Here is a 13,023-nt window from a genome sequence, read left to right on the forward strand (position 1 = left end):
CGTGCGGCGTCGGTACAACCGTGAGCACGACAGACTTCGACTATTTGCTGAGGTGAGCGTTGCTCTCGCCTCGACGTACAACCGGTTGGTCATTGAGTTGATGGCGGCGAGCAGAGCCCGCGTCTCTGGCCCCGCTGCCCGCCCGCTGAATCGGTAGAGATCGACGAACAGGGTGTATGTGTCCTGGGAACGGCTGGTGGTACGGGTTCGGCCGCCCGACGGTAGTGCGTTCGGGTGACAGACCTGGGAGGGCAGCCAGCCACGGCGCACTCTGAGAGAATGACGCGCTTGCGGCTCGCCCTCATTGCCGTACTACTGACGACGACTCTCGCGGCGTGCGAGGGCACACCGGACCCGCAACCTTCGGCCAGCGCCGTCGGCGCATCGCCCGGATCGTCAACCGACGACAGTAGCGGGCCAGGACACCAGGTCGGTGTGCCCATTGATGTGAAACGCAACGGTGTGGACGCGCTGGTATGGGTGGACATCGGTCGACACGACACGCAAGACGAGGGCCGAGAGTCCGTCGATTTCAACATCACCGTCGAAGTGTTCGGCGGCACATGGAAATTCGGACCCGATCTGATCGCCTGCGTCGACGACGGCACGTCGACCCCGGCGCATCTCGAGTACGGGTCAAAGGACGCCACCGAGATCAAGGTGGCCGAGCGGAAGTACTGGAAAGTCAGCTGCAGCAACCCGGCTGCGCCGCCCGTGCCTCGGATCGCTGTCTACTTCTCGGCCGGAGAACTCCTCGCCACCTTCTGATCGTCGCCGCCGTCAACACTTTTCAGTCGTTCGGGCTCCGGTTGGAGGCGATGAGCACCTTGGTTCCGGCGACCGGCCCTGCGGTGAAGTCGCCGCGGGGGTAGCCGGCAATCCAGATCGTGCGGTGCTCGCCGATGCTTGCGTGCCACTGATTCTTCCAGTGGCCGCGAACCCAGTGGCCGCGCGGCGGTTCGCCTGCCCTCGCGGCTCGTGCTGCGTCGAGTTCATCCCCGGCATGTTCGGGGCGCCGCAGGTAGACGCGCCGGATCGGCCGGTCGACCTGCCCGGTGCGCGAGAGTTCCTTCCGGGCGGCCTTTGACGCCGGCTCCACCTCGTCGCGGACCAGTGGGGCGCGGCACAACGCTGTCAGCGTCTGCAACAGACGGTGCGGGCCCGCGGACGAATAATCGGGAAGCGTGGCGCCGTATGGGCCGATCGCGTTCATGGCCAGGCGCAGGCCGTTGTAGCGGACGGCGAACCTCGGTTCGTCGAAGTAGTGGATGCCCGTGGCGCGCACCCAGCCGGAAATTGCCAGGAGCGGCGTCCCGTCCGATGTGGAGGCTGTTTCTGCCCAGGTGATGGCACTGAGCCGCTGGTCGGTGGGATTCCATCCGGCGTCGTGCCAGACAATCGGCAGCGGCTTCGCGAAGATGACGACACCGTCGGGGGCGAGAAGGTCCATCATCGGTGGGTCGCACCAGATCGGGTCGACCTGCCGGAACGCGTCAGCGCTGGCCGTAGCGGTCAGCTCGGCGTGCCGCCACCGGGCAGGCTCGTCTGGGAGGCTGTCCGGCCAGTTGCCTTTGTAGAAGTCGCGGTAGAAGCGGTACAGGCCGCGTGTTCCGTCGAGGCTGTCAGCCCACTGGATCAACTTGCCGTACTCGCGCAGGGCGTCGTCGACGCTCCACACCCGTGCGGTGCTCGAGCGCTGTCGGGGAACTGCGCGACGGCGTGTCTTGCGGGCACGACTCATCGTGGTAGCTCCTTACCTGGTGGGAGACGTCAGAGGTCGGCGAAACAGCCCTGTCCCTGCGGGCGAGAGGGGTAGGTGTGGTCGCAATACCGAGTGCGGCCGCAGCAATCGCTGATCGGATGTGTGACGGCGACCGTCGGTAAGTTTCGCGGACATATGCCAGTGCGACGACCAGGTGCTCTTTGACTCCTGGGCCCAGCGTTTGAAGCGGGCGATCTCTCGTCATCGCGGCGATCAACACCGCGGAGCAGGATGCGTAGGACCCGCTGAACCTCATCTGGATGCGGCAGTACTTCGTCTCGTTGGCCGCCTCGTACACACCATAGCCGGAACTGTCGGGGGACAGGCGCCCCGGTTCGGCCACAAACTGACGCGGGGCTCAGGCGAGGTCCGTGAACGCTTGGAAATGTTCGGCTTTGCGTTCGTAGCGACGGACGATTCGGCGGTTGCGTTGCAGTCAGGCCAGGCACGCTTCGACGACCCAGCGATGCCGGGCCGAGAGGCCCGGAGGTGTCGATCACCTTGCGTGCGATCCGCACGGCGATGGCTCGCTGGCGGACCTCCTCGCGCAGCGCTCTGATGTCGTATGCCTTTGTCGGCGTGGAGCTTTGCCGGCCGGTGGCGGGCCGGCCGCGCGGGGGCCGAGGAGGTCACGGGCCCCCAGCAATGGACCTGCGATCCCTCGTCGGTCGAGGGCTGCCGCGACGCCGAAGGAGTGCCCGGCGGTAGTGCAGGCGATAGCACCTGAATGGACTCCAGGTCGCTTGCCAGCGGCGATCCGCAACGCAACCAGGCAACCGAACGGCACCTTCTACCGCACAAAAGGGCAACACCAGACCCGCGCCGGCCAAAACGTGATGACCGGTAGCGGCGACTGCGCCAACCCGAAGTAATCGTCTCGTACGCCCGACTGCAGCCCGCGATGCTCGGCGGATGCCGCCGGCGCCTGCTATGCCTCAGGCACGCAGTCTCCGGGACCGCTCACTTGCGCAATATCGCCCTCACCAGTTCACCGCGGACCCCCCGATAGGGAGTGTCGTCAGCCAGTGGCGAAAGGTTCGTTTAGACGGCTGCTCTGGCTCATATCGCACATTCGCGGGCATCGTAGTGCTAACCGTGACCGTTGATGCGGTTACGCAGTAAGCAACTGCCGCGGCGGGTCGTCCTGTCGATAGCTTCCAACTAGCAACTAGCCTCGCATTTAGTTGAGAACATCGGTTGCCTCATCGAACCTTTCTCGCCCCGTACATAAGGCCACAGGGCCTCGAATGATCGGACCTCGTGAACATCGCCATGCCTGCCCAGGAGGTGCAGATATGATCCTGAAGGGGCGGGGCGGCCGAGTTCAGGTGACGATTGCGCAGGAAGGAGAAATACATGGCAGAGAGGCCGACTTCACACGGACTGGGCATCGGACACGGCAGTCTCATCGACTATCACGACGGAACCGTCGAATATCGGCAAACGGGCAAGCTGATGCCGGCATTCAAAGTGCTGATGCATGACATTTCGGGATTTTCGGTCCGTCAGTTCACCCGAGAGGACAGAAGGCGCTTTGGTGCTTTATCGGGGCACCAAGTCCTGAGTGTCCAAGGCTCCGGCACGACCCTAGCTGAAGTTCCAGTGCTCTACGGGACGGCCGAGAAGATCGAGCAGTGGTTCCGAATGCAGCCTGGCTTTTTGTCATCCAGACAGGTGTCCGCTCCACCGAACAGAGACGGGATGTCGGTTGCGGATGAACTCACAAAGTTGGCGCAACTTCGCGACGCAGGAATTTTGTCTCCCGAGGAGTTCGCCGCCCAGAAGGCGAAGCTTCTAGGCTGATCCGAAGATTTGCTGTTCACGAGCGCTCCTCGCGGGTATCGAGTCCACCCAAGGCGTACGGTGGCGATCAGGTCCCGCCAAGCCGTGTGGTGGATGCGGATCCGTTCGTCACGGTCGTCGTGAACCTCGACGAACGCCTCGACACGGCCGGCGTGGAAGCAGCCGCCGGATGAGCAGCGGCTGAAGCGAATCCCGGTGGTCATCATTCCGCTCGCCGACTGGCTTCATACAGATGGCCGTCGAAATGCCCGATCGCCGTCTTGTAGGCGTCGGAGCTGCGGAGCATCGGGTGTTGGCCGTCGAAGGGCTTCGCTGCGGCGGCGATGTTCGCGAGTGGAGAGCCGACAGGGATTCCGCGCGGGTCGGGTGTGAGCCCGCGGCGCGAGCCGACGAGCCAGACCCTACTGGCGAGCTGGAGCGCCCCGGCTCGATCGGGCGTCTGATCGATGGCTGTCTGCGCGAGGCAGGGCTGCATCCCCGCCATATCAAGCCCCGGGGTGGGGGGTAACGGGGGCAGTAGCCGCGATAACCCATATCTTGGCCGTGCGTAGCTCTGAGGCCGGTTTCCGCGCCAGTTCTGGCGAACGGTCGCCGCTCCAAACGCCGGGCAATTCCAGCTGTCGGCGTAGACGACGACCGTCGACATCTCTACCCCGCCGCCCAACGACTCCGCCAAGCGGTGGGCGTCGTCCGGATGACGCGGCGGTGGCCCGGTGGCAAAGGAGACGTGGTCACGGGTCAGAGCCTCGCCGAGCACGTCGCCGGCCTGGCCACTGCGCTGCGCGCCGGAGCACTCACTGCCGACGCCGTCGCCCTGCAAACCCTCCGTCACCGCCGACGAACAGCTGCTTCGCCTGCCTCCGCGCACCGCAGAAGGGAACCGGCCACGACGCGGCCGCCGAAAGAATCTCGGGCCGGCGACAACCGGAACGCCGCCTACTGCGCCCCTAACGGGTGAGGGGGTGCAATGACGAGCCAGAATGACGGTGAACAGGCGTTCGCCGGGTACTTCGCCACCCGCCAGGACAGTGCGCGCCGCACCGCGTACCTGCTGTGCGGCGACTGGCGCACTCCGGCTCTACCGCAGCGACGCCGGACACGCCCGGTACGAGCAGCGCGACGCCACCGGGCTGCCGACGACGGAGGCGCCGCGGCTGGTCACGCTTCCCGGCGGGATGCTGTGGCGCTCAACCGCGAAGCGGCGTTCCAGTCCGCCGCCGACGGCGCCACCTGGCAGCCCTTCCGTTCGGGTGACCGTCGCCCCGCCCGTGCCGCACACCGCGGCACGGGCACCCGGCTGCCGGCGGTGGTCACGACCGTTCCACTCGGACATGTGCACTCACCTTTGTGCTTGCGGCGTACGCGACGGGATCTTGACCACCGCGAGCCCTCCTCCCCGGGCAATCCATCCGACCTGCGATGTAGCCACAGATCACCTACCAATTACCCAACACTCTCTCCAAGACAGCGAGGGCAGGTGGCCTATGGCCGAGCGGTCGGTGTTCATGGTGGATCTGCCGGCGCAGACGCAGATCAGTGCGGGCGGTGTGGAGACGACGGGCCACCCGACAGGGGCGCTGCGGAAAGAATGCCATAGGAATGCAGCAGACGAGCCAAACGGTGGTCCAACCCAGCGCACCATTGAACAGACCGCTTCCCTGACCGCTGACGACGCCGTCGCTGACGGCACGGCCGCTGAGGGCACAGCGGCGGTGTCCCTGCCGGTGGTGCTGGCCCGCCGCATCATCGACGTTCTGGTCAGCGGGCCAGGGCTCGTCATCCTGCCGCTGCTGCTCACCCTGGCCGTCGCCACTCACCGGATGACAAGCGTGACGCTGTGGCGGGACGAGCTGGCGACCTGGTGGGCCGCGACGATCCCGTTCGAGGACTTCGTGCGCCTGATGCAGCGGGTCGACGCGGTCCACGCCACCTATTACCTGATCATGCGCGGTTGGATCGAAATCTTCGGCGACTCCCCGACGATGCTGCGCATGCCGTCCGTTCTGGCGATGGCCGGGGTGGCGGTGCTGGTCGCCGTGCTCGGCCGCAAGCTCTACGACCCGGTCACCGGACTGTTCGCCGGGCTGCTGTTCGCCGTCCAGCCGGCCGTCAGCCGGTACGGACAGGAGGCGCGCGGGTACGCGTTCATGGTGCTCGCGGTGACCCTGTCGGTACTGCTCCTGGCCCGCGCGCTGGAGAAGCCGACGTGGTGGCGTTTCCTCGGATACGCGGTGACGGTGGTCTTCGTCGGCGCCACCAACCTCCTGGCGCTGGTCATGCTGGTGGGGCATGCCGCTGCGGTCGCCACCGCGTTCCGGACGCACGGGCGGCGGGTGCTGCGCTGGTTGCCGGCGGTCTCGGTGGCGGTGCTCGCGCTCATTCCTCTGGTTATGTGCAGCTATCGGCAGCGCGACCAGATCGCCTGGCTGCCGAGGACCGACGTCGACCGCGTGCTAGCCGCTCCCGCTGCGGTGTTCCTGTCCGGTGAGATCGCTCTGCTGCTCATCGGCCTGGCGGTGACGGCGTTCCGCTTCGACCGGCGCAGTGCCCTGATGTTCGGCTGGGTCGCCGCCGGCCCGGTCACGCTCGTGCTCATCTCCCGGTACGTCACCACGCTCTACGAGCCGCGGTACGTGCTTTGGGTGATCCCAGGTCTGGTCATCCTGGCCGCGGCGGCGGTCCGGGGCATGACGAGGAAGCAGCTGCGCCTCGTGGCCGTGCACGCGGTAGCCATAGCGGTCCTGCTCGGGCTCATCGCGCAGGGCCCGCATCACCACGTCCGCGACTCCGTGACACGGCAGAACTTCAGCTATGACGCCCTGGTCAAGCCGATCATCGACGGATACCGGCCGGGCGACGGAATCGCGTACGTCGAGTACGAGTGGACGTTCATGATGAAACCCGGCATCGCGTACAGCCTGCCCGACCATGTGCGGCCGAAAGAGGTCTTCGTGACCCGGACCGCCGAGGACGCCGGCTGGTGGGGGCCGACCGAGTGCGCGACCGTCGAACGCTGCGAGACCGACGCGCCGCGGATCTGGCTGGTGCGACTCGGCACCGATGACGACCCGCTGGTGGCCGTCTCCGATCTGCCGGAAGCGGTGCTCCGAGCGCAGTACACGATCACGCAGGTGTGGCGGCCGCAGAATCAGCTGGTGGTGCTGCTGACCCGCAACTACAGAGGTTGAATGGCCGACCCTCGCCACGACCCGCACCACGCTTCTGCGCCGCACCGGCGTCGACAATCCACCAGCCGCTTCCCCGAAAAACCCGGCCTACCAACAGATCCTCGTCCTGTTCGCCGCCACCGACAACGGCCTACGCGCCATGGACGTCTGCCACGCCCTCGGTCTGGGCACCACCGCGAACCACACCGAGGGTCTGCGCGCCAAACTCAAACGCCTGGTCGACCGAGGCGTACTTACCGAGCCCGAACCCGGCCTACTCACCCTCGCCGCGACCGCTACCGGCAGCCCTCACCAGGCGCCAGAGCCAAAGCGGACACATCCTCACGGACCGTCCTCTCGCGCGAGCAGCTCTTCAAACCCGGGCCGGGTCACATGAGGCAGGCCAATGGGCGTATCAAGTGGTTCTGCTGGTGGACTCCAGAGCCGGATGTCGCTGAATCCGGGAGCCACTGGGATCTACCCGATCTCGATGTTGCGAGTTTGGGAGCCACCGTCGACCACGGCGCTACGCCAGTTGGTCGAGATACTCGCTCGCGCCGTCACGGGAGCGGGAATGCGGCTGCGCGCCGTCTGCGGCAGGTCATCGCGCTCCGGTGGCCGTCGGTCGCCTCAAGATCCGAGCCGTCTGGCGTATGTGGACATTGTGAGCGAAGGCTAGCGTGACAGCATGCGAGAGATCGTCAGTACCTCCGACGCGCCGAGCTCACCCTTGTACAGCCAGGCGGTGAAGGCCGGCGGCCTAGTCTACGTTTCGGGCCTGGTCGGCATCGACGTGACCACCGGTAGCCTGGCTGGATCGACGATCCAGGAACAGACCCGACAGGCGCTCGCCAACTGCCGCGCCGTCCTACGGGCGGCGGGCGCGGCATGGGAGGACATCGTTGAGGTGGGTGTCCTCCTGACCAACCCCGCCGACTTCGCTGGCATGAACGAGGAGTACGCGACCTGGTTTCCCAGCGCGCCTCCGTCGCGCTATGTCGCGAAGCTCGGAGTGGAACTGCCTGGCGTCCTTGTGTCGATCCGCATGACCGCATTCGCAGACTGACGGGACTGCTATTCGGCACTTCGACAGCCGACGGCCGTCGCCAGCTCGCCGGAAGCAATGGCCTGCGCAACCCTGCCGAGCCCGCACATCGGCCAGAAGCGCGCATCGTCCCTCGTCCGCGTGCGCGGCATAGATGCACAGAAGGTGACGGAGCAGGCGTCCGCAGAGCGGTCCCTAACTCGCTCCATGGTTGACAAGCGGCGCACGCGATCAAGCGCTGCCCAGGACTCTCTCCAACGCGTCGGCGGCCACGGCGTGCTGCTCGGGCGGGATGCCGCCGTACACCGTCTCGGCCATCTTCTCGCTGTGGCCCAGACGTGCGGCGATGGCGCCAACGTCGCCCCGGCGAGGCGAAGCCACGCCGCATTCGAGTGCCGTAGGTCGTGCGGTGTAGGGCGAACCTTCAACCGATCCGGGCAGTCACAGCCGGAGATGGCGTCGGACGCAGCGCCGATGTGGACGTGACAGCGGTCCCATCCGGCCTTCACTGGCCTTTTTGCATCGGCCACCGCCCCGGGTGACCCCGCCGTTGTCGCCGCAGGTGGGTCCGCAAAGCTCCGCCCACGGAACTCTTCGGCCCCGTGGCGCCGGAGGATGGTTCCTCACACCGCATCGCTGCCACGATCGCCGGATTCCATATTCGGACGATCCAGTCCACATGACGCACCGGAAGTCCTTGCGGTGTGGTGAACACCAATGCGTCCGGGGCTCGACCGTCGAGTAGCGGCCTCACCGCCTCGAACGTAGACGGCGAGATGGTCACCCAACGCTTCTTCCGGTCCTTCGGCAGTCCGATGTAGTAGCCGCGTCCGTCGTTGCGTTTCCACGCACGCCGCACGTGCACGGCAGTGCCGCCGGCCGTCTTGAACGCGCCGACCTGAACGGCGGTGGCCTCGCCGAATCGGGTACCGGAGCCTGCCATGAACTCGATCAGAGGTCGATCGTGCGGGTCGGCGGAGAACAAGATCCGGCGGTACTGCCGCAGCGTGAGATACACCGGCTCGTGCTGGTCGCCCGGGTTCTCGTCAACCCGCTCGAACGGCTTGTTCGGCATGGCGTGAACGGGGTTGAACTCGATGTGCCCTTCGCTGACGGCGTAGCCGAACATGCCGAGCATTACCGTGGTGTGCTTGTCGATCGTCTCGTATGCGTAGCCACGCTCACGAGGGCTGCGCAGTACCGCCGCGACGGTGGACCCCTTGACCTCGTCCAGGCGCAGGTGGCCGATCAGCGGCAGAATGTTGGCCTTCAGATGAGATCGGTAGGGGCTTTGCTGGACGGCTGTATGGCCTTGTCCTGCAACCACAACGGCGCGAAATCTGCCACCAACGGGCATGTGGACGCGGGCTCTTCGGGCGTGATCGAATCCGCTCCCGGAATCGCCTCATAAACCGCGGCTTTGGTGATGCGGTGCCTGTGGTCCTCGGCGATCTTCTTGGCTTCGTGGGCGAGTGTCTCGTCTGTCCATACCGTGTACTGGGTGGGGCCGCCGCGGCGTCCGTCGAGCCGCCAGTAGCAACGCCAGGTGCCTTCGCCTCGTCACTGAACCGTCGCCATGGCGGGCACTTTAGCGTGCGTCCCGGATGCACCGGAACTACATCGGTGGACATTTTGTGGATACCGAATGTTGCTTTTCGTACGTCTATGCTACATCTGGCCCAGGTCAAAGACCTTCTGGCAGACCGGGTGTATCGCAATGCTTTCTGTTCTGCGGAACCTACGCTTAATGCAGCCGGCGGTGCTCACGGCGGGGTTGCCCTCGCCCCGCCGCGACGGAGTTTGCAGGTCAATCGCGCGTGGACCGCGCGACCGTCCACTGTGCTCGATCGCTGCCGACCTCGGCAACCCGGTGCGTGGATGCACATGTCGTGCGTCGTAGCCCGCAACTTCACCCGTTGGGGTGACTCTCGGCCCCGACGCTGAGGATCCGATACTTTGTAGTCGCCGTCGTCTCCTCGACGACGAGGCGGGTGCCGACGGCGGGTCCGGGCAGGGCGTCGGCGCCGATCCGATACGTCTTCGCCGACTATGGCTTCGCCGGTCGGCTCGTCGACTGGGCCGCCACGATCCTGTGCACCACCCTGCACATCGTGCGCAAACCCACTGATCAGCAGGGCTTCGCAGTCATCTCGGGCCGTCGAGCGGACCCTCCCGTGGCTCACCGCGCACCGCCGCCTCGCCCGCGACTACGAACGCCGGACGGCCACGTCGGAAGCCATCATCCGCTGGGCCGCCATCACCACCATGACCAGCCGAATCGCCCGAGGCTTCCAGTTGTTGCGGCGAGTACCGCAGGACGCCGTCGCCGGCCATGAACGCGTGAAACTGTGCTGTGCGTAGGGCACTCCGGCCGGCAGCGGGGCGACGTGCCAGTGCACATGCGCATTCCCTTGCATGCTGCCCAGCGAAATGGCGCTCCCCGACGGTGGTCTGACCGCTGCGCGAGTGATAGGTGGTGTACTCGTACCCGTTGCTCTTTCCGTTGAGGTAGACAGTGGACTGCCGGGTGTTGTAACAACCTGCGGCCGAGGCCGGCGACGCTCCGGCAACGAGGAGACTGGTCATCGCCACCAGCGACGCCAGAAGCCCGAACACCGCTTGTCTGCCCCGGGACATGACTCTTCCCATTTCGCTTTCCCTTCGGGTCAAAAGCACTCCGAGCGATCGGCGGCCTTGCCCAGATAGGTGCAGGGCTCTGCTGGCGCTTGGCCGACATGGGGACTTCCCCGCGACCAACAGGCCGGCTGTCAGGGCCGGGGTGCCGAGGCGGCGGAGCACACGGTGCACAACGTTCCTTCCCACATCGATTGAACTGCTCAGGTCCGAGCGGTCGAAACCTGAACGTCGCTTTCGTACCTTTGCGCTACCTGTGACCCCAGGTCGAAGGTCTTCTGGCGGACCGGGTGTATCGCAACGTTTTCTGTTCCCGTAAGCCGGATGGGCAGGTCGGCGCACTGTTCGGGTGCCGTTATGCTCGGCGGCCATGACCAGCCCGTCACCGCACCGTCTCGGGGTCGACCTCGGAACGTCGACCACCATAGCGATGCTTCAATGGCCCGACGGGCGGGTCCGGCCGCTGCTGTTCGACGGCTCGCCGCTGCTCTCCTCCGCGGTGCTGCTCGGCGCCGACACCCGGCTGCACACCGGCCGCGACGCCACGTACCTCGGCCGGGGCACGCCGGAGCGGATGGAGCCCAACCCGAAGCGCCGGGTCGACGACGACACCGTGCTGCTCGGCGAGCGCGAGGTGCCCGTTCGTGACCTCCTCGCGGCGGTGCTGACGCGCGTGGCCACCGAGGCGCAGCGCGTCGCCGGACGGATCGGCGAGGTCGTGCTGACCCATCCGGCCGCGTGGGGGAGCCGACGCGTCGGGCTGCTCGTGGAGGCCGCCGGGCAGGCCGGGCTCGGTCGCCCGCACCTCGTCGGGGAACCCCTCGCCGCGGCCACCTACTTCGCGCGGCTCGGCGGGCCGTTCGCCACCGCGGCGCGCGTGCTCGTCTACGACCTCGGTGCCGGCACCTTCGACGTGACGCTCCTGCGCCGGCACGCGCACGGGTTCGAGATCGTCCGCTCCGACGGCCTGAACGACGTCGGTGGGCTCGACATCGACGCCGCGATCGTGGCGTTCCTCCAGGCGACCTACGGGCAGCCGTGGAACGACGCCGTCAGCCGCCGGCAGCTGTGGGAGGACGTGCGCGGCGCGAAGGAGATGCTGTCCCGCGCCAGCAGCACGGTGATCACGCTGCCGACGACCGGTACGGAGGTGCCGCTCGGGCGGGAACAGTTCGACGGGCTGGTGGCGCCCGTGCTGCGGCCGACCGTCTCGATGACCCGGGCGCTGCTGCGCGACGCCGGTGCCGAGGGCGGCGAGACGGCGCTGGTGCTGGTGGGCGGGGCGAGCCGGGTGCCGCTGGTGGCGACGATGCTCCAGGAGGCGCTGGGGCTCGCGCCGATCGTGATCGAGCAGCCCGAACTGGTCGTCGCCGAGGGCGCGCTGTACAGCCTGCCGGGCGGGCCGGATCCCGCTGCCGCGCCGGCCGGCTCCCCGGCGTCGGGCGGCCCATCGGCGCCGGTCTCGGGGCCGGCCGGGCCCTCTGTACCGGTGTCCGGCGCGGTCGGGGCCGGCGGCTACGGCGGGGACGGCACCGGCGGCTACGGGCCGAGCGTGCCGGGGTCGGGGGTGTTCGGCGTCACCGGGACGGGTGCCGGGGTGTACGGCGCGCCCGCGTCGGGCGCGGGAGCCTACGGAGCGGCCGCTCCGGTCTCCGGCGCCGCCGGACCGATCTCCGGTGCCGGCGGACCGGTCCCGGGTGGCGCCGGACCGGTTCCGGGCGGCGCACCCGTCTCCGGCGCGGCGGGCGGCTACGGCGCCGGCTCCGCGGGCGCCTTCGGCGGTGCGGCTCCGGGCGGACCCGGTGTCTACGGCGGGCCCGGGCCGGGTGGGTTCCCGGGCGGTGGTCCGCAGGGGTTCGGGCACGGTCCCGCCGTCCGGCCGCCGCGGCCGGCGCGCAGCGGGGCGGCCGTCGGGGTGACCGCCGCCGTTGCCGTTCTGGTGGTGCTCGGCCTGCTCGTCGGCATCGGCGTCGTGGGCTGGCTGGTGACCCGCGGCGACGACACCGGCAACCGGGCCACGGGCGGTCCGAGCGCCGGCCCCACGACCGGTCGAGAGGCCGCGGGCAGTCCCACCGGCCGGCAGAACGCGCAGGCCAAGTACGAGGTGACGGTCATCCCGGAGAACCCGTGCTCCAAGGTCGACATCGGGGCGTTCGCGCAGCAGTTCTCGGAGCAGAGCATCGACCCGACGGCGAGCCGCCAGTTGACGACGGGCTACGGCTACGGCTCCTGTTCGCACTCGCGCACCCGTAACACGACCGAGGCGGTGCTGACCCTCACGTACACCCTGTCGGTCTTCGACGACCCCAACGTGGCCGTGACGACGCAGAAGCAGGCGTACGACAACGCGAAGCTGAACAGCCAGTTCGTGCCGACGATCTCGGGGCTGGGCGAGGAGGCGTACCTGACGGACCGGGTGGGCAGTGCGGCGACCTCCGACCGGGACGTCAACTACACGTTGGAGATGCGCGACGGCAACCTGCGCTGGTCGGTGCTGCTGATCGCGTCCAGCGTCACCGGTGGGCCGTGGACCGAGCAGCAGCGGGCGCAGTTCCGCACCGACCTGGAGGCGTCGGTGCGCGGCAGCCACAAGAACCTGACCGGCTGAGGGG

Annotated in this window: 10 protein-coding genes and 1 pseudogene; 6 read left to right on the forward strand and 5 right to left on the reverse strand. The window is 67.6% G+C overall.

Annotation, left to right across the window (positions count from 1 at the left end; translation table 11 throughout):
- Positions 1 to 279 precede the first annotated feature (279 nt).
- The gene (locus tag Val02_RS01275; RefSeq protein ID WP_203896960.1) at positions 280 to 768 is read left to right on the forward strand and encodes a hypothetical protein; all 489 of its coding nucleotides are present in this window, start codon (positions 280 to 282) and stop codon (positions 766 to 768) included.
- A 22-nt stretch (positions 769 to 790) separates the two neighbouring features.
- Here the strand turns inward: Val02_RS01275 and Val02_RS01280 are convergent, their stop codons facing one another.
- Positions 791 to 1,678, reverse strand: a complete 888-nt coding sequence (locus Val02_RS01280) for an AcrVA2 family anti-CRISPR protein (RefSeq protein WP_203896961.1) — start codon at positions 1,676 to 1,678, stop codon at positions 791 to 793.
- A gap of 1,440 nt (positions 1,679 to 3,118) precedes the next feature.
- Here Val02_RS01280 and Val02_RS01285 point away from each other — a divergent pair.
- A complete protein-coding gene (locus tag Val02_RS01285) occupies positions 3,119 to 3,565 on the forward strand; it encodes an SHOCT domain-containing protein (RefSeq protein WP_203896962.1) in 447 nt (148 codons plus the stop codon).
- 202 nt (positions 3,566 to 3,767) lie between these two features.
- Here Val02_RS01285 and Val02_RS01290 read toward each other — a convergent pair whose 3' ends face one another.
- Together Val02_RS01290 and Val02_RS01295 are read right to left on the reverse strand one after the other, a co-directional pair.
- A complete protein-coding gene (locus Val02_RS01290) occupies positions 3,768 to 4,397 on the reverse strand; it encodes a hypothetical protein (protein ID WP_203896963.1) in 630 nt (209 codons plus the stop codon).
- A gap of 246 nt (positions 4,398 to 4,643) precedes the next feature.
- Entirely contained in the window at positions 4,644 to 4,898 is a 255-nt protein-coding gene (locus tag Val02_RS01295) for a hypothetical protein (protein ID WP_203896964.1), read from the reverse strand.
- A 151-nt stretch (positions 4,899 to 5,049) separates the two neighbouring features.
- Between Val02_RS01295 and Val02_RS01300 the strand changes: the two genes are divergently transcribed.
- Together Val02_RS01300 and Val02_RS01305 are read left to right on the forward strand one after the other, a co-directional pair.
- Entirely contained in the window at positions 5,050 to 6,753 is a 1,704-nt protein-coding gene (locus tag Val02_RS01300) for a glycosyltransferase family 39 protein (RefSeq protein WP_203896965.1), read from the forward strand.
- Positions 6,754 to 7,420: 667 nt separating this feature from the next.
- Positions 7,421 to 7,798, forward strand: coding sequence for a RidA family protein (locus Val02_RS01305; protein ID WP_203896966.1), 378 nt, complete (start codon positions 7,421 to 7,423; stop codon positions 7,796 to 7,798).
- 210 nt (positions 7,799 to 8,008) lie between these two features.
- Here Val02_RS01305 and Val02_RS01310 read toward each other — a convergent pair whose 3' ends face one another.
- Both Val02_RS01310 and Val02_RS01315 read right to left on the reverse strand, forming a co-directional pair.
- The gene (locus Val02_RS01310; RefSeq protein WP_203896967.1) at positions 8,009 to 8,158 is read right to left on the reverse strand and encodes a hypothetical protein; all 150 of its coding nucleotides are present in this window, start codon (positions 8,156 to 8,158) and stop codon (positions 8,009 to 8,011) included.
- A gap of 124 nt (positions 8,159 to 8,282) precedes the next feature.
- Positions 8,283 to 9,134 (reverse strand): tyrosine-type recombinase/integrase, encoded by an 852-nt coding sequence (locus Val02_RS01315; RefSeq protein ID WP_203896968.1) that lies wholly within the window; start codon positions 9,132 to 9,134, stop codon positions 8,283 to 8,285.
- Between the two features lie 673 nt (positions 9,135 to 9,807).
- Between Val02_RS01315 and Val02_RS48605 the strand changes: the two are divergent.
- Together Val02_RS48605 and Val02_RS01325 are read left to right on the forward strand one after the other, a co-directional pair.
- A pseudogene (locus Val02_RS48605) lies at positions 9,808 to 10,138 on the forward strand (hypothetical protein); the annotation flags it as partial.
- Positions 10,139 to 10,781: 643 nt separating this feature from the next.
- Positions 10,782 to 13,019 carry an Hsp70 family protein gene (locus Val02_RS01325; protein ID WP_203896970.1) on the forward strand — a complete coding sequence of 746 codons (2,238 nt, stop codon included), beginning with the start codon at positions 10,782 to 10,784 and terminating at the stop codon, positions 13,017 to 13,019.
- Positions 13,020 to 13,023 lie beyond the last annotated feature (4 nt).

Source organism: Virgisporangium aliadipatigenens (assembly GCF_016863615.1).
Classification (GTDB): Bacteria; Actinomycetota; Actinomycetes; order Mycobacteriales; family Micromonosporaceae; genus Virgisporangium; species Virgisporangium aliadipatigenens.

Bases quoted from the DNA above. Each gene is read 5' to 3' on its own strand.
- Val02_RS01325 (WP_203896970.1), top strand. From the start codon at position 10,782: ATGACCAGCCCGTCACCGCACCGTCTCGGGGTCGACCTCGGAACGTCG.
- Val02_RS01275 (WP_203896960.1), top strand. From the start codon at position 280: ATGACGCGCTTGCGGCTCGCCCTCATTGCCGTACTACTGACGACGACT.
- Val02_RS01285 (WP_203896962.1), top strand. From the start codon at position 3,119: ATGGCAGAGAGGCCGACTTCACACGGACTGGGCATCGGACACGGCAGT.
- Val02_RS01315 (WP_203896968.1), bottom strand. From the start codon at position 9,134: ATGCCCGTTGGTGGCAGATTTCGCGCCGTTGTGGTTGCAGGACAAGGC.
- Val02_RS01305 (WP_203896966.1), top strand. From the start codon at position 7,421: ATGCGAGAGATCGTCAGTACCTCCGACGCGCCGAGCTCACCCTTGTAC.
- Val02_RS01300 (WP_203896965.1), top strand. From the start codon at position 5,050: ATGGCCGAGCGGTCGGTGTTCATGGTGGATCTGCCGGCGCAGACGCAG.
- Val02_RS01295 (WP_203896964.1), bottom strand. From the start codon at position 4,898: ATGTCCGAGTGGAACGGTCGTGACCACCGCCGGCAGCCGGGTGCCCGT.